We start from the raw sequence: 15,625 nt of genomic DNA on the forward strand, positions 1-15,625 counted from the left end.
GCGGCCCGTGTTCGCGCGTGGATACTGGCCGGTAAGGACAGAACCGGAGGGGAACCGCGTGGATACTGCAGTGGCGACGGCCTTCGGATCGCAGTCGATGGCGGCGCCACTCAGACGGGTGCTGATGCGCCGCGCCGCTTCGGCCATGCGCGGCGCCGACGCGAAACACTGGCACTACGGGCCTGGCTTCGACGCCGGCCGGGCGGCGGCGCAGCATGAGGCGCTGGCGGAGCTGGTGGCGGCGTCGGGCGCCGAGATCACCTGGCTCGACGACAAGGAGGACGGGCTGGCCGATTCCGTCTTCACCCATGATCCGTCGCTGGTGACCGACCATGGCGCCGTCATCCTGTCGATGGGCAAGGTTTTACGCGAGCCGGAACCGGCGCTGCATGAAGCCGCCTATCGCCGCCTCGGCATTCCCATCCTCGGCAGGATCGAGGCCCCCGGCCAGGTCGAGGGCGGCGACTGCGTCTGGGTCGACCGCACCACGCTCGCCATCGGCCGCGGCGTACGCAGCAACCAGGCCGGCATCCAGCAGATGGCCAATCTGCTGACGCCGCACGGCATCTCCGTCTACGGCTTCGATCTGCCGCTGTGGCACGGCGAAGAAGCCTGCCTGCACCTGATGTCGGTGATCAGCCCGCTCGCCGACGATCTGGCGCTGGTCCATGCGCCGCTGCTGCCGGCGCCCTTCTACCAGATGCTGAAAACCAAGGGCATCCGGCTGGTCGAAGGCGACGCCGACGAGTTTTCTGCTTCCAACGGGCTCAGCCTCAACGTGCTGCCGACCGCCCCCTACGAGGTGATCGCCGTGGCAGGATTTCCGAAGACGGCGGCGGCGATGGAGGCGGCGGGATGCACGGTGAAAACCTTCGCGGCGGATGCGTTGTGCATCGCCTGCGAAGGCGGGCCGACCTGCCTGACGCGGCCGGTGCTGAGGGGATGAGCGCGCTGCGCCAGCTATCCCTCCCCCTTGAGGGGAGGGTGGCCGCGAAGCGGCCGGGTGGGGTCGCCGCGGCAGTGCTCTACGTTCTTTCCGCGTCGAGGCAGTTCAGGTTACCCCACCCGCCTCGCTTCGCTCGGCACCCTCCCCTCAAGGGGGAGGGAAGCCGATGAGCACCGTCGGCGAAGCTCTCATCAGCCTGCTCGAACGCCATGGCGTCGACACCGTGTTCGGCATTCCCGGCGTGCACACGGTCGAGCTCTATCGCGGGCTGGCCGGCTCGAAGATCCGCCACGTCACGCCGCGCCACGAGCAGGGCGCCGGCTTCATGGCCGACGGCTACGCGCGCGCCAGCGGCAGGCCGGGCGTCGCCTTCGTCATCACCGGCCCGGGGCTGACCAACGCCCTCACCGCCATGGCGCAGGCACGCGCCGACTCGATCCCGATGCTGGTGATCTCGGGCGTGAACGCCTCGAAGACGCTCGGCAAGGGTCTTGGCTATCTGCACGAGCTGCCCGACCAGCGCGGGCTGGCCGCCAAGGTGGCGCTGTCGTCGACCCGGGTGGAGGACGCGGCCGGCCTGCAGCCGGCGATCGACCGCGCCTTCGCGCAGTTCAGGACCGGCCGGCCGGGGCCCGTGCATGTCGAGATCCCGCTCGACGTGATGGGCAGGCCCGCCGTGCCCCTCAAACCCATAGAGACGGCCGAGCCGCCCCTGCCGGATCATGCGGCGGTCGTTGCCGCGGCGCGCCTGCTGGCGCAGGCGGCGCGGCCGACGATTCTTGCCGGCGGCGGCGGCCGGCATGCCGAGGCACAGCTTGTCGCCATGGCCGGACGCCTGGACGCGCCGGTGGTGCTGACGGTGAATGCGCGCGGCCTTCTGCATGGCCATCCGCTGGCGGTGCCCGCCAGCCCCAGCCTGAAGCCGGTGCGCAGTTTGATCGACAGCGCCGATCTGGTGCTGGCGGTGGGCACCGAATTCGGGCCGACGGACTACGACATGTACGCCGACGGCGGCTTTTCTTTGCCGGCTAATCTTGTTCGGGTCGACATCGACGCCGAGCAGTTGGACCGGCATCCGGCTGACGTCAAGGTGGAGGCCGACAGCGCCGCCGGGCTGGAGGCGATCCTCACGGCCCTTTCGGACCGCGCCCGTCCCTCCGGCACGTCGAACGGAGGCGACCGCGCCGAAAAATGCCGCCGCGCCGCGCGCGCCGAACTGGCGCGGCTGGGGCCGGGGCTGCCGGCGCAACTGGAGGCGGTGGAGGCCATCCGCGACGCGCTGCCGGGCGCGCTGATCGTCGGCGATTCGACGCAGCCGGTCTATGCCGGCAACCTCTATTACGACCACGACCGGCCGGGCGGCTGGTTCAACGCCGCGACCGGCTATGGCGCTCTGGGCTACGGACCGCCCGCGGCGATCGGCGCGGCGCTTGCCCGGCCCGACCTGCCGGTCGTATGCCTCGCCGGCGACGGCGGCTTCCAGTTCACGCTGCCGGAGATCGCCGAGGCGGTCGAAAGCAGTGCGGGTGTCGTCTTCGTCATCTGGAACAATCGCGGTTATCGCGAGATCGAGGTGTCGATGCGCGACGCCGGCGTCGAGCCGGTCGGCGTGTCGCCGGCACCGCCGGATTTCAAGAAGATCGCGGCGGCCTATCGCCTGCCCTATGCAAGGGTGACCAACGCTGCCGATCTCGCCTCGGCGCTTCGCGCGGCGTCCCCGCTGCCCGCGATGATCGAATATTTCGTGCCCTGACCGCCTGCGAGGACGCTCCCTTGCACGCAAGAAACCCGCCGGGTCGCCCCGGCGGGCTGGCACTGGATCGGAATGAGCTTCAGTGTCTGGAGAGCCAGCCGTCGATGTCGCGTTCGACATCGTCCTGCGCCTTGCCGTAGCGCTCCTGAAGCCGGCCGGCCAGCTGCTTGCGGTTGCCCTTGATCACGTCGAGGTCGTCATTGGTGAGCTTGCCCCACTGCTCCTGCAGCTTGCCCTTGAACTGCTCCCAATTGCCTTCAACCTGATTCCAATTCATGTCGCATCTCCTGGTTGTTCTTCCAGCGCTTGCCGCGCCGGTCGGACGATCAACGAACCAGGCGAAGGGAGGTTCCCGGCGATCCCGGCAACGAAAAACCCCGCCGGATCGCTCCGGCGGGGCCTTTTTTCGCTTGATGCCGCGGCCGGACCGGCCGCGATACATTAGAGCAGGATGAGTTGGACGGAGTCCTTCATCCTGCTCCAACTCCTTGTCCTACCGCATGATCTTATCCGAAAAGTCTGCAACTTTTCGGGATCAATGCTCTAGTTGCCGCGGTTCTTGAGCGCGGCACCCAGGATGTCGCCGAGCGAGGCGCCGGAGTCGGTCGAGCCGTACTGGGCGACCGCCTCCTTCTCCTCGGCGATCTCCAGCGCCTTGATCGAGACCTGAACCTTGCGGGTCTTCTTGTCCCAGGCGATGACGCGGGCGTCGAGCTTCTGGCCGACCGAGAAGCGCTCGGGGCGCTGCTCGTCGCGGTCGCGCGACAGGTCGGCGCGGCGGATGAAGCTGTCCAGGCCGCTCTCGACCAGGCGAACCTCGAGACCGCCGTCCTTGACGCCGGTGACCTCACAGGTGACGACCGCGTTCTTGCGCAGGTCGCCCGCCGCCTCGCCGGCATTGGAGGCGCTGCGCTGCAGCTGCTTGATGCCCAGCGAGATGCGCTCCTTGTCGATGTCGACGTCGAGCACCTGCGCCTTCACCATCTGGCCGCGCTGGTACTCCTCGATGACCTGCTCGCCCGGACGCGACCAGTCGAGGTCGGAGAGGTGGACCATGCCGTCGACGTCGCCGTCGAGGCCGATGAACAGGCCGAACTCGGTCTTGTTCTTGACCTCGCCCTCGACCTCGGAGCCGACCGGATGGTTGCGGGCGAAGGCCTGCCACGGATTCTCCAGCGTCTGCTTGAGGCCGAGCGAGATGCGGCGCTTGGCCGGATCGACCTCGAGCACCACAACGTCGACCTGCTGCGAGGTCGACAGGATCTTGCCCGGATGCACGTTCTTCTTCGTCCACGACATTTCCGAGACGTGGATGAGGCCCTCGATGCCCGGCTCCAGCTCGACGAACGCGCCGTAGTCGGTGATGTTGGTGACCGTGCCGGTGATCTTCTTGCCGATCGGGAACTTGGTGCCGATGTCGGACCACGGATCGCTCTCGAGCTGCTTCATGCCGAGCGAGATGCGGTGCGTCTCTTGGTTGATGCGGATGATCTGCACCTTGACCGTCTGGCCGATGTTGAGGATCTCGGTCGGATGGTTGACGCGGCGCCATGCCATGTCGGTGACATGCAGCAGGCCGTCGATGCCGCCGAGGTCGACGAACGCACCGTAGTCGGTGATGTTCTTGACGACACCCTCGACCACCTGGCCCTCTTCGAGGTTCTGCACGATCTCCGAGCGCTGCTCGGCGCGGCTCTCCTCGAGCACGGTGCGGCGCGACACGACGATGTTGCCGCGGCGGCGATCCATCTTGAGGATCTCGAAGGGCTGCGGGTTGTGCATCAGCGGCGTGACGTCGCGGATCGGACGGATGTCGACCTGCGAACGCGGCAGGAAGGCCACGGCGCCGTCGAGATCGACGGTGAAGCCGCCCTTGACCTGGTTGAAGATGACGCCTTCGACGCGCTCGCCCTTGTTGAACTTCTCTTCGAGCTTGACCCAGCTCTCTTCGCGGCGGGCCTTGTCGCGCGACAGCATGGCTTCGCCCAGCGCGTTCTCGATGCGCTCGACATAGACCTCGACGCGGTCGCCGACCTTCATCTGGCCGTCCTTGGCCTTGGCGCCGAATTCCTTCAGCGGCACGCGGCCCTCGACCTTCAGGCCGACGTCGATGATGGCCATGTCCTTTTCGATGGCCGTGATGACGCCGCGGACGACCTGGCCTTCACCGGAATGGCCGCTGGAAAACGACTCGTCGAGTAGGGCGGCGAAATCGTCGCGGGTGGGATTGGATTGGGACATTGTTTCTCCTGGATGGCCTCGCGTCTGTCGCGAGGCGGCGCCGTCGGTTGGTGTTGCGTTGGCCTGCCGGCTTTCCCGGGTTTCGAAACCCTGGGCCGCTCGCAAGCGGCCGGACCGGCGCATGGGAATGCTGGCAGGCTGGTTCATGCCCGAGGCGGGATCGGCGAGAAATCTCCGGAAGGAGACCGGCCGTGCCCGTCAGGCTCTGTCTCTCTTGGCAAGGACGTCGTCCACGATCGCCCGCGCCGCCTGAAACGCGGCTTCTATAGACATTTCGGACGTGTCGAGCAAGTGCGCGTCGGCGGCGGGCCGCAGCGGCGAGTCGGAGCGCCCCATGTCGCGCTCGTCGCGGCGCCTTATGTCGTCGAGGATTTCGGCGAGCGCGGCGGTGCCGCCGCGCGCCTCGATGTCGCGCAGCCGGCGCGCCGCGCGCACCTCGGCGCTGGCGGTGACGTAGAGCTTCACCGCGGCGTCGGGGCACACGACCGTGCCGATATCGCGGCCGTCGAGCACCGCGCCGCCGTCGCGCGCGGCGAAGGCGCGCTGCTTTTCGACGAGGATTTTGCGCACGTCCGGGATCACCGCAACCTTCGACGCCGCGTCGGCCACCGCATGGGCCGACAGCGCATGCTTGTCGAGATTGCCGAGATCGACCTGTCTTGCCGCCTCGACGGCATGCGCCGCGTCGTCGAGCGGCCAGCCTTTCTCCAGCATCCTGTGCGCCACGGCGCGGTAGGTAAGCCCGGTGTCGAGATGGCCGAGGTGGAAATAGTCGGCGATGCGGCGGGCCAGCGTACCCTTGCCGGAGGCGGCGGGGCCGTCGATGGCGATGGTGAGAATCTGGGTCATGGCGGCGCTTGAAGCGGAGATGCGCCGAAAAGGCAAGAGCCCGACATTCCCTAACGGCAAGGGCACTGGACACGTCGCGGGATGCCGATATTGTTGGCCTCGAGGACGGAGCCATGCGTTGTGGCGACGGCAGCTGCCAGATGGCCTGCCGCGTCAGCAATGTACGGTCAATATGGGAGGAAGCTTGATGAGACTTGGAGCCTTTCTGGCCGGGGTTTCGGCCTTTTGCGCGGCTGCCGGCGTGCCGGCATTCGCGCAGGACAAGCCGTTTGCCGGCGTTACCGTGAACGTCATCACCCAGACCGGGGCGATCCAGGAGCCGCTGCAGCGGCGCGCGCCCGACTTCGAGGCGCTCACCGGCGCCAAGGTCAACGTCATCGCCGTGCCGTTCTCGGATCTGTACCAGAAGATCCTCACCGACTGGGCGAGCGGCACCAATTCGGTCGACGCCGCCGTGTTCGCGCCGCAATGGATGGTCGACTACATCGCCGGCGGCTATCTCGAGGACCTGACGGCGCGCATCGAGGCCGACAAGGACATCAAGGAGGACGATGTCGGCGCGTTCTTCCGCGACTTCTCGCAGAAGTACAGCGGCAAGACCTACATGATCACCCTCGATGGTGATTTCCACATGATGTATTACCGCAAGGACGTGCTCGACGCCGCCGGGCAGAAGGTGCCGACCACCTGGGACGAGTATCTCGCGGTCGCCAAGGCCGTCCACGGCCAGGACATGAACGGCGACGGCAATCCGGACTTCGGCTCGTGCATCGCCAAGAAGCGTAACGCCCAGAGCTACTGGTTCGTCACCGACGTGGTCGGCTCGATGACGCAGTCCAAGGGCACCAGCCAGGGCACGTTCTTCAACACCAAGGACATGACGCCGCTGGTCAACAACGACGCCTTCCGCAAGGCGCTCGACTTCCTGTCCGAATCGACGAAATACGGGCCGCCGGACGAGCTCAACCTCGACGTCTCCGACACCCGCCCGCTGTTCGCGTCGGGCCGCTGCGCGCTCAACCTCGACTGGGGCGACGTCGGCACCATCTCCATCGATCCCAAGCAGTCGAAGGTTCAGGGCAAGTGGGGCGCCGCCATCATGCCGGGCGCCAGGGAGGTGCTCAACTGGGATACCGGCAAGCTCGAGGCCTGCACGCCGGAAATCTGCCCGCATGCCGTCGACGGCGTGAACCACGCCCCGTTCGCGGCCTTCGGCGGCTGGGGCGGCGGCATCAACGCGGCGGCCGATCCCAAGGTGAAGGATGCCGCCTACGCCTACTTCTCCTTCATGACCCAGCCGGCCCAGTCCAACGCCGACGTCACCGTCGGCGGCACCGGCTTCAACCCCTACCGGACCTCGCAGCTCAGCTACAGCGACCTGTGGAAGGGCGCCGGCATGACGGAAGAGGAAGCCAAGGTCTATCTCGGCGCCATCAACCAGAGCATGAGCAGCCCGAACATGATCCTCGACCTGCGCATCCCGCAGAACCAGAAGTACCAGCAGGTGGTGCTGGACGAGGCGGTGTCGCGCTTCCTAGCCGGCGAGATCGACAAGGAAGCGACGGTCAAGGCCGTCGAGGACGGCTGGAACGAGCTGAACGACGAGATCGGCAAGGACGAGCAGCTCGAACTCTACAAGGCGACGATCGGAGCCAAGTAGGGCATGATCCCGAAAAGTGCAGACTTTTCGGACAAGATCATGCGCAAAACAAGGAGATAGGGCGGAATGCCGATTCATCTTGATCGCATTCCGCTCTGTACGTCCGCAGCGAACGACCCGGCACGGTGCGAGCCGCGCCGGGTTCCCCCGCCCTCCGCATACGGCCGCTGATGACCGCAACCGCCGGCACCATGACCCAACCTCCCCACCGGCTCGGCTGGGCGGAGTGGCTCGATCGGCATTCCGGGCGCATCATGGTGATGCCGGCAGTGGTCGTGCTGCTGTGCTTCGCGATCTTTCCGCTGATCATCTCGGCCTATCTGTCGCTGTCGCGTTTCGCGCTGGCGCCCGGCGGCTTCACGCTGCGCTTCATCGGCTTCGCCAATTTCCGCAAGCTGCTGACCGGATCGCAGCAATACCACCTGCTGGGCGCGTTCGGCACGCTGGGCATTGTCCAATGGATCATCCTGGCCGCGACCGCCGCCGGGCTGCTCTTCCTGCTGGTCCGTTATTTCAGCGGCAGCCCGACCGTGGTGGGGACGCTCGGGCGCCTGGTGTCGGCCGCCATGGCGATGGCCCTCATCACGCTGGCCGCCCTCACTTTCGCACAGGGCGGCGTCCCCGGAACCGTGGTCACCACGCTGCTTTACGTATTCGTCGGCGTCGCCGTGCAGTTCGCGCTCGGGCTCGGCCTGGCGCTGCTCTGCGGCCAGGCGACGCGCGGCCGCAACTTCTTCCGCGTGCTGTTCTTCATTCCGCTGATGGTGACGCCGGTCGGCATCGCCTACACCTTCCGCATGCTGGCCGACATGCAGAAGGGCCCGTTCGCGCCGCTGCTCCAGGCCTTCGGGATCGGCGAGTGGTCCTGGGCGACGGAAGCATGGTCGGCGCGTCTGATGGTGCTGGTCGGCGACACCTGGCAGTGGACGCCCTTCATGTTCATCGTGCTGCTGGCGGCGGTGGAGAACCAGCCGCGCGACCAGGTCGAGGCGGCGCGGCTCGACGGTGCCAACGGTTTCCAGATTTTTCGCGACATCACCTGGCCGGCCATCGCCCCGATCGCGGCGACGGTGGTGCTGATCCGGCTGATCGAGGCGTTCAAGATCATCGACCTGCCCAACGTGCTGACCGGCGGCGGCCCCGGCCTGGCGACCGAATCGATGACGCTGCACTCATTCATCGCCTGGCGCACGCAGGACCTCGGCGGGTCCGCGGCCGTCGGCTACATGCTCCTGTTCATCTCCACGGTGGTCTGCGTGTCTTTCTTCAACTTCGCGGTGCGGCCGGCGCGCCGGTTCGAGTCATGAGCCCCGAGAAGCGCCCGCTGCTGCGCCGGCTGTTCGAGCCGGCCTCGATCGACAGCCAGGCGCCTGCTGCGAAATTCATCACCTATGCCTTGCTGATCCTGTGGTCGCTGGTGGTTCTGGTGCCGCTCTACTGGGTGCTGATCACCTCCTTCAAGGGCCCGGGCGAGGTCGACAACGGACCCTTCTACATCCCCTTCGTCGACTTCCAACCCTCGCTCGCGGCGTGGGATTTCATGCTGCTGCAGAACTACACGCTCGGCCCCTACCTCAATTCGGTGATGGTGGCGCTGGTCAGCACGATGCTTGCCGTGCTGATCGGCTCGCTTGCCGCCTATGCGCTGGTGCGCATCCGCTTCCGGGTGAAGCTGGCAGGCGTCGCCGTCTTCCTGATCCTGCTCGTCGCGGTCATCGTCGCAGTCGCAACCTTCGGGGTGCCCTGGGAGATAGCCGTCGCCGTCGCCGCCGCGCTGTTCCTGATCGCGCTCTTCACCTTCGTCGCGCGCACCAGGCTGGCGCTCGGCAACAACGACATCGAGTTCTGGATCATCTCCAACCGCATCATGCCGCCGATCGTCGCCGTGCTGCCGATCTATGTGATGTTCCAGCAGCTCAGGATGCTCGATACCCAGGCCGCGCTGATCGCCACCTACACCGCCGTCAACTTGCCGATCGTGGTGTGGCTGACGCGCGACTTCTTCGCCGGCATTCCGCTCGACCTCGAGGAGAGCGCCGAGATCGACGGCGCCTCGAAGTTCCGCGTGTTCTTCACCATCGCGCTGCCGCTGGTGCGGTCCGGACTCGTCGCCACGTTCCTGCTGGTGCTGATCCTCGCCTGGAACGAATACCTGCTGGCGCTCTTCCTCTCCAATGCCAACGCCCAGACCATGCCGGTGCTGGTGTCGGCGCAGAACACTACCCGCGGCCCGCAATGGTGGAACATGTCGGTGCTGATCGTCGTGATGATCGCGCCGGTCGTGGTCATCGCCAGCGTGCTGCAGAAGCACATAGCCCGGGGTCTGCTGGTCGGGGCGATAAAGGGCTAGGCGATGCAGGTCACACTTTCGGACATCCACAAGTCGTTCGGCGCCGTGCAGGTGGTCAAGGGGCTCGACCTGACCATCGAGGACGGCGAGTTCCTGGTGCTGCTCGGCCCGTCGGGTTGCGGCAAGACGACAGCGCTGCGCATGGTTGCCGGGCTGGAATCGGCGACGTCCGGCCAAATCCTGATCGGCGCGCGCGACGTCACCAACGTGCTGCCGAAGTACCGCGACGTGGCGATGGTCTTCCAGTCCTACGCGCTCTATCCGCACATGACGGTGGCGCAGAATATCGGCTATCCCCTGAAGCTGCGGAAGGTGCCGCAGGCGGAGCGCGACGCGGCGGTGCGCAACGCCGCCGTCAAGGTGGATCTGGAGGAATACCTCGACCGCTATCCGCGCCAGTTGTCGGGCGGGCAGCGGCAGCGCATCGCGCTTGCCCGCGCCATGGTGCGGCGGCCGAGCGTGTTCCTGATGGACGAGCCGCTGTCCAATCTCGACGCCAAGCTGCGCGGCCACATGCGCGCGGAGCTGAAGCGCCTGCAGGCCGAGCTCGGGGTGACGACGATCTACGTCACGCATGACCAGGTCGAAGCCATGACCCTGGCGCACCGGGTGGCGATCATGAACAAGGGCGTCGTCCAGCAGGTCGCGAGCCCGCGCACGATCTACGAGGATCCCGCAAACCTGTTCGTGGCGGGCTTCATCGGCGCGCCGCCGATGAACTTCCTGCGGGGCGATCTCGCGGACCGCCACTTCGCCTTCCCGGAAGGGCGCTTCGCCGTTACCGTCAACGAAACCAGGAGCAACGTGACCGCCGGGATCAGGCCGGAAGACTGTACCGTGACCAGCCCGTCGGGAGGCAGGATATCTGCGCGGGTGTACTCGCTGGAGCTCATGGGCGACCACACGCTGGTGACGTGCCGGCTGGGCGACGATTATGTGACCGTGAAGGCCGACAAGCTGGCGCAATACGCCATGGACGAGCCGATCGGCATCGCCTTCAAGGACGAGGCGCTGTTCCTGTTCGATACCGAGACAGGGGAGAGGATCCGCAGCCGCGCCGCGGTGGCGCCGGCGGCGTGATGCCCAAGGCCTGAACGACCGGAGTGCCGGCGCCGGTCGCGCCGGCAGTCGATGGATCCATCGCCGGAACACGACGGCTGGACGACAGTTCGTCCGTCGAGGAGGCTGTCATGGACATGGAAAGCAGGGAGCGCCGCTTCCCGGTTTCGGCCGGCATATTGTTCGGGCTCGGTCTCGGCGGCTTCTTCGATGGCATCGTGCTGCACCAATTGCTGCAATGGCATCACATGGCGACGTCGGCCGGCTATCCCGCCGACAGCGTGGAGAATCTCGAGTTCAACACGCTGCTCGACGGGCTCTTCCACGCCGGCACCTACATCTTCGTGGTGCTGGGGCTGGCCATGCTCTGGCACACCGCGCGCAAGGCGCATCTTTGGTGGTCCGGCAAGCTGCTGGCCGGGTCGATGCTGATGGGTTTCGGCCTCTTCAACCTGGTCGAAGGCACCGTTAACCACCAGCTGCTCGGGCTGCACCACGTCAACGAGACGGTGCCGCGCGAGCAGTGGATCTATTGGGACGTCGGCTTCCTGCTGTGGGGCGCCGCCATGCTCGGCGGCGGGTGGTTTCTGTATCGCTCCGGCCTGCGCCAGTCGCCCGGCGAGCGGGGCTGACGCTGGAGCGGAGCGGAATCCGATGAAGGTGGACCGGAATTCCGCTCTATCTCCTTGTTTGTCGCATGATCCTTGTCCGAAAAGTCTGCAACTTTTCGGGATCGTGCGCTATTCGGCGAAGAAGGCGAAGCGCAGCACGAACAGCGCCGCCACGATCCAGGTGGCCGGGTGGACCTCGCGCGGCCGGCCGGTCAGCGTCTTCAGCACGGCATAGCTGATGAAGCCGAAGGCGAGGCCGTTGGCGATCGAATAGGTGAAGGGCATCATCAGCGCCGTCAGCGCCGCAGGTGCTGCCTCGGTCACGTCTACCCAGTCCACCTCGAGCAGCTCGCGCATCATCAGGCAGGCGACGTAGAGCAGCGCCGGCGCGGTCGCGTAGGCCGGCACCGAGCCGGCCAGCGGCGAGAAGAACAGCGCCAGCAGGAACAGGCCGGCGACCACCAGCGCGGTCAGCCCGGTGCGGCCGCCCGCCTGCACGCCCGACGCGCTCTCGACATAGGCGGTGGTGCTCGACGTGCCGAGGGCCGAGCCGGCGACGATCGCCGTGCTGTCGGCGAGCAGCGCGCGGCCGAGCCGGCTCGGCTTGCCCTTCTCGATCAACCCGGCGCGCTTGGCGACGCCGATCAGCGTGCCGGTGGCGTCGAACACCTCGACCAGCACGAACACCAGGATGACGTGCAGCAGGCCGGCATGCAGCGCGCCAAAAATATCGAGCTGCAGGAAGGTCGGGGCGAGGCTGGGCGGTGCGGAAACCACGCCGTTGAACGGGCTGGCGCCGAGCGCCATGGAGAGCAGCGTCACCACCAGGATGCCGATCAGGATGGCGCCGCGTACCTTGAGCGCGTCGAGCGCGGCGATGATGAAGAAGCCGAGGATGGCGAGCAGCGGCCCCGTCTGCTTGAGGTCGCCCAGCGTGATGAAGGTGGCGGGGCTGGCGGCGACGATGCCGGAATTCTTCAGCGCGATGATGGCCAGGAACAGGCCGATGCCGGCGGCGATCGCGCTGCGCATCGAATATGGTATGCCGGCGATCAGCCAGCTGCGTATGCCGCTGACGGTGAGCAGCAGGAAGATCACGCCGGAGATGAACACGGCGCCCAGCGCCTGCTGCCAGGTGAAGCCCATGGCGCCGACCACGGTGAAGGCGAAGAAGGCGTTGAGCCCCATGCCGGGCGCCATGGCGACCGGCCAGTTGGCGACGAGCGCCATGACCAGCGAGCCGAGCGCCGCGGCCAGGCAGGTCGCCACGAACACGGCGTGGCGGTCCATGCCCGTCGACGACAGGATCTCGGGATTGACGAAGATGATGTAGGACATGGTCAGGAAGGTGGTGATGCCGGCGATCACCTCGGTCCGCACCGACGTCCCGCTCTCCTTCAGATTGAACAGTCTTTCCAGCACGCTTTCCTCCCAGGCGACGTCCAGGCGCCCGCCACGGGACCGCAGCGCGAGCGAGCGCTGGTCCATTCCCGGCTGCGGCTGGTCCTCCTCTCGACGCGGGATGTCGCCGCCCGCGCCGGACGCCGGAACAATCCGCCGATTGCTTCGCCGGCACAAGAGCCGGACTATGGCGTTCTGGGACGAAGCTGTTTCGAGATTTCCTTGATCCAACCGCGCTCATCGCCCGGCCGGACAGACGCGGATTGCCCGCAGGGCCTGGGCCGAAGCGCCGGCCGCGTTGGAGCTGATCGCCGCTCTGGTCGCCAGCCCGGGTTCAACTCCCCGCGGTATAGGCGGCGATCGCCGCCATGTTGACGATGTCGGAATCCTTGGCGTTCAGCGACACGATCTGAACCGGCTTGTTCAAGCCCACCAGCAGCGGGCCGATGACGGTCGAGCCGCCGAGCTCCTGCAGCATCTTGGTCGAGATCGAGGCCGAGTGGAAGGCCGGCATGACCAGCACGTTGGCCGCTCCCGACAGGCGGCAGAACGGGTACTGCTGCTGCATCAGCCGGTAGTCGAGCGCTATGTCGGCGGCCATCTCGCCGTCATACTCGAAGTCGACCCGCCGCCGGTCGAGGATGCGGACCGCCTCCTGCACACGCTCGGAGCGCTCGCCGGGCGGATGGCCGAAGCTCGAATAGGCGAGCATCGCCACCCGCGGCTCGTAGCCCATGCGGCGCGCGAAACCGGCCGTCTCCTCGGCGATGTCGGCGATCTGCTCGGCATTGGGCATGTCGTGCACGGCGGTGTCGGCGACGATGACGGTGCGTCCTCGGGAGAGCACGATCGAGGCGCCTATGACGCGGTGACCGGGTTTCGCGTCGATGACGCGGCGGACGTCGTCCAGCACCGTCGAATAGTTGCGGGTGAGGCCGGTGACCAGCCCGTCGGCATCGCCCAGCGCCAGCATGCAGGCGCCGAAATGGTTGCGGTCGTTGTTGATCAGCCGCTGGCAGTCGCGGAACAGAAAACCCTTGCGCTGCATGCGCTCGTAGAGATGGTCGGCATACAGGGCGTTGCGGCGCGACAGCCGCGCGTTGATGATCTCGATGCCGGCCTTGTTCAAGTCGATGCCGGCGGTGCGGGCATTCTCCTTGATGACCTCGTCGCGGCCGATCAGGATGGCGGTGCCAAGCTTCTGGTTCACATAGGCGACGGCGGCGCGCATCACCTGCACCTCCTCGCCCTCGGCGAAGACGATGCGCTTGGGCTGGCGGCGCACGCGGTCGTAGATGCGCTGCAGCGTCGAGGCGATCGGGTCGCGGCGGGCCGACAGCTCCTGCGCGTAGCGGGCGAGGTCGAGGACCGGCTTGCGCGCCACGCCCGTCTCCATGGCGGCATGCGCCACGGCGATCGGGATCGCCGAGATCAGGCGCGGATCGAACGGCACGGGGATGATGTAGTTCGGGCCGAATTTCGGCCGCATGCCCTGATAGGCGGCCGCGACGTCGTCCGGCACGTCCTCGCGGGCGAGCGCGGCGAGCGCCCGCGCCGCCGCCACCTTCATCTCGTCGTTGATGGTCGTCGCCCGCACGTCGAGGGCGCCGCGGAAGATGTAGGGGAAGCCGAGCACGTTGTTGACCTGGTTCGGATAGTCCGAGCGGCCGGTGGCCATGATGGCGTCGGTGCGGATCTCGGCGACCTCCTCCGGCGTGATCTCCGGGTCGGGATTGGCCATGGCGAAGATGATCGGGTTCTTGGCCATCGACTGCACCATGGCCGGCGTCAGCGCGCCCTTGGCGGAGAGCCCGAAGAAGACGTCGGCGCCGTCAAGCGCCTCGGCCAGCGTGCGCGCCTCGGTCTTGACGGTATGCGCCGACTTCCACTGGTTCATGCCCTCGGTGCGGCCCTGGTAGACGACGCCCTTGGTGTCGCACAGAATGATGTTCTCCGGCGAGAAACCCATCGCCTTGATCAGCTCGATGCAGGCGATGCCGGCGGCACCCGCGCCGTTGCAGACGAGCTTCGTCGTCTTCATGTCGCGGCCGGTGATCTCCAGCGCGTTGATCAGCCCGGCGGCGGCGATGATTGCGGTGCCGTGCTGGTCGTCGTGGAAGACGGGGATGTCCATCACCTCGCGCAGCTTCTGCTCGATGATGAAGCAGTCCGGCGCCTTGATGTCCTCGAGGTTGATGCCACCGAAGGAGGGGCCGAGATAGCGCACCGCGTTGATGAAGGTGTCCGGGTCCTCGGTATCGACCTCGAGATCGATCGAATCGACGTCGGCGAAGCGCTTGAACAGCACCGCCTTGCCTTCCATCACCGGCTTGGAGGCGAGCGCGCCGAGATTGCCGAGGCCGAGGATGGCGGTGCCGTTGGAGATGACGGCGACGAGATTGCCGCGGGTGGTGTAGTCGAAGGCCCGCGACGGATCCTCGGCGATCGCCTTCACCGGGACGGCGACGCCGGGCGAATAGGCAAGCGACAGGTCGCGCTGGGTGGCCATCGGCTTGGTCGGATTGATCTCCAGCTTGCCCGGCCGCCCCATGGCATGGAAATCCAGCGCTTCCTGGGCGCTGACCGACGGTCCCGCATTCTCCGGTTTCTTCGATGCCGCCATGATGCCGCGCGTTCCTTCCCTAGCCGCTTCTTTTTGTGGAGTGTTCGGGATTAAGGCTACACTCCGAGCGAGTAAAGCGCCAAGCAGGAAGGAAGTGTCCTGCGCCCGCGCTGCGAGTCCCCCTCCCCTCGA

Annotated in this window: 12 protein-coding genes; 7 read left to right on the top strand and 5 right to left on the bottom strand. The window is 66.8% G+C overall.

Annotated elements, in window-relative coordinates:
• The first annotated feature begins 97 nt into the window (after nucleotides 1-97).
• Nucleotides 98-946 carry a dimethylarginine dimethylaminohydrolase family protein gene (locus C7I84_RS20525; protein ID WP_106774116.1) on the top strand — a complete coding sequence of 283 codons (849 nt, stop codon included), beginning with the start codon at nucleotides 98-100 and terminating at the stop codon, nucleotides 944-946.
• A 166-nt stretch (nucleotides 947-1,112) separates the two neighbouring features.
• The gene (locus C7I84_RS20530) at nucleotides 1,113-2,699 is read left to right on the top strand and encodes a 5-guanidino-2-oxopentanoate decarboxylase (RefSeq protein ID WP_106774084.1); all 1,587 of its coding nucleotides are present in this window, start codon (nucleotides 1,113-1,115) and stop codon (nucleotides 2,697-2,699) included.
• 79 nt (nucleotides 2,700-2,778) lie between these two features.
• On the opposite strand, the gene C7I84_RS20535 is transcribed toward C7I84_RS20530, so the two are convergent.
• The 3 genes from C7I84_RS20535 to cmk all read right to left on the bottom strand — a co-directional run bounded on the left by C7I84_RS20535 (nucleotide 2,779) and on the right by cmk (nucleotide 5,789).
• Complete coding sequence (locus C7I84_RS20535; protein WP_106774085.1) at nucleotides 2,779-2,976, bottom strand: CsbD family protein; 198 nt, start codon at nucleotides 2,974-2,976, stop codon at nucleotides 2,779-2,781.
• Nucleotides 2,977-3,242: 266 nt separating this feature from the next.
• On the bottom strand, nucleotides 3,243-4,940 hold the full coding sequence (rpsA, locus tag C7I84_RS20540; RefSeq protein ID WP_106774086.1) for a 30S ribosomal protein S1: 1,698 nt from the start codon (nucleotides 4,938-4,940) through the stop codon (nucleotides 3,243-3,245).
• A gap of 198 nt (nucleotides 4,941-5,138) precedes the next feature.
• Nucleotides 5,139-5,789 carry a (d)CMP kinase gene (gene cmk, locus C7I84_RS20545; protein WP_106774087.1) on the bottom strand — a complete coding sequence of 217 codons (651 nt, stop codon included), beginning with the start codon at nucleotides 5,787-5,789 and terminating at the stop codon, nucleotides 5,139-5,141.
• Between the two features lie 187 nt (nucleotides 5,790-5,976).
• On the opposite strand from cmk, the gene C7I84_RS20550 reads away from it, so the two are divergent.
• The 5 genes from C7I84_RS20550 to C7I84_RS20570 all read left to right on the top strand — a co-directional run bounded on the left by C7I84_RS20550 (nucleotide 5,977) and on the right by C7I84_RS20570 (nucleotide 11,490).
• On the top strand, nucleotides 5,977-7,449 hold the full coding sequence (locus tag C7I84_RS20550) for an ABC transporter substrate-binding protein (protein WP_106774088.1): 1,473 nt from the start codon (nucleotides 5,977-5,979) through the stop codon (nucleotides 7,447-7,449).
• 170 nt (nucleotides 7,450-7,619) lie between these two features.
• The gene (locus C7I84_RS20555) at nucleotides 7,620-8,756 is read left to right on the top strand and encodes a carbohydrate ABC transporter permease (protein WP_106774089.1); all 1,137 of its coding nucleotides are present in this window, start codon (nucleotides 7,620-7,622) and stop codon (nucleotides 8,754-8,756) included.
• Nucleotides 8,753-9,799: a carbohydrate ABC transporter permease gene (locus C7I84_RS20560; protein WP_106774090.1), complete on the top strand. Its 1,047-nt coding sequence runs from the start codon at nucleotides 8,753-8,755 to the stop codon at nucleotides 9,797-9,799. Before C7I84_RS20555 ends, C7I84_RS20560 begins: the two co-directional genes overlap by 4 nt.
• Nucleotides 9,800-9,802: 3 nt before the next feature.
• Complete coding sequence (locus C7I84_RS20565; RefSeq protein WP_106774091.1) at nucleotides 9,803-10,879, top strand: ABC transporter ATP-binding protein; 1,077 nt, start codon at nucleotides 9,803-9,805, stop codon at nucleotides 10,877-10,879.
• Nucleotides 10,880-10,989: 110 nt separating this feature from the next.
• On the top strand, nucleotides 10,990-11,490 hold the full coding sequence (locus C7I84_RS20570; RefSeq protein WP_106774092.1) for a DUF2243 domain-containing protein: 501 nt from the start codon (nucleotides 10,990-10,992) through the stop codon (nucleotides 11,488-11,490).
• 108 nt (nucleotides 11,491-11,598) lie between these two features.
• On the opposite strand, the gene C7I84_RS20575 is transcribed toward C7I84_RS20570, so the two are convergent.
• Nucleotides 11,599-12,891 carry an NCS2 family permease gene (locus C7I84_RS20575; RefSeq protein WP_106774117.1) on the bottom strand — a complete coding sequence of 431 codons (1,293 nt, stop codon included), beginning with the start codon at nucleotides 12,889-12,891 and terminating at the stop codon, nucleotides 11,599-11,601.
• Nucleotides 12,892-13,204: 313 nt separating this feature from the next.
• Nucleotides 13,205-15,493, bottom strand: coding sequence for an NADP-dependent malic enzyme (locus C7I84_RS20580; protein ID WP_106774093.1), 2,289 nt, complete (start codon nucleotides 15,491-15,493; stop codon nucleotides 13,205-13,207).
• Nucleotides 15,494-15,625: the final 132 nt, after the last annotated feature.

It is taken from the genome of Kumtagia ephedrae (assembly GCF_003012745.1).
Lineage (GTDB): Bacteria > Pseudomonadota > Alphaproteobacteria > Rhizobiales > Rhizobiaceae > Kumtagia > Kumtagia ephedrae.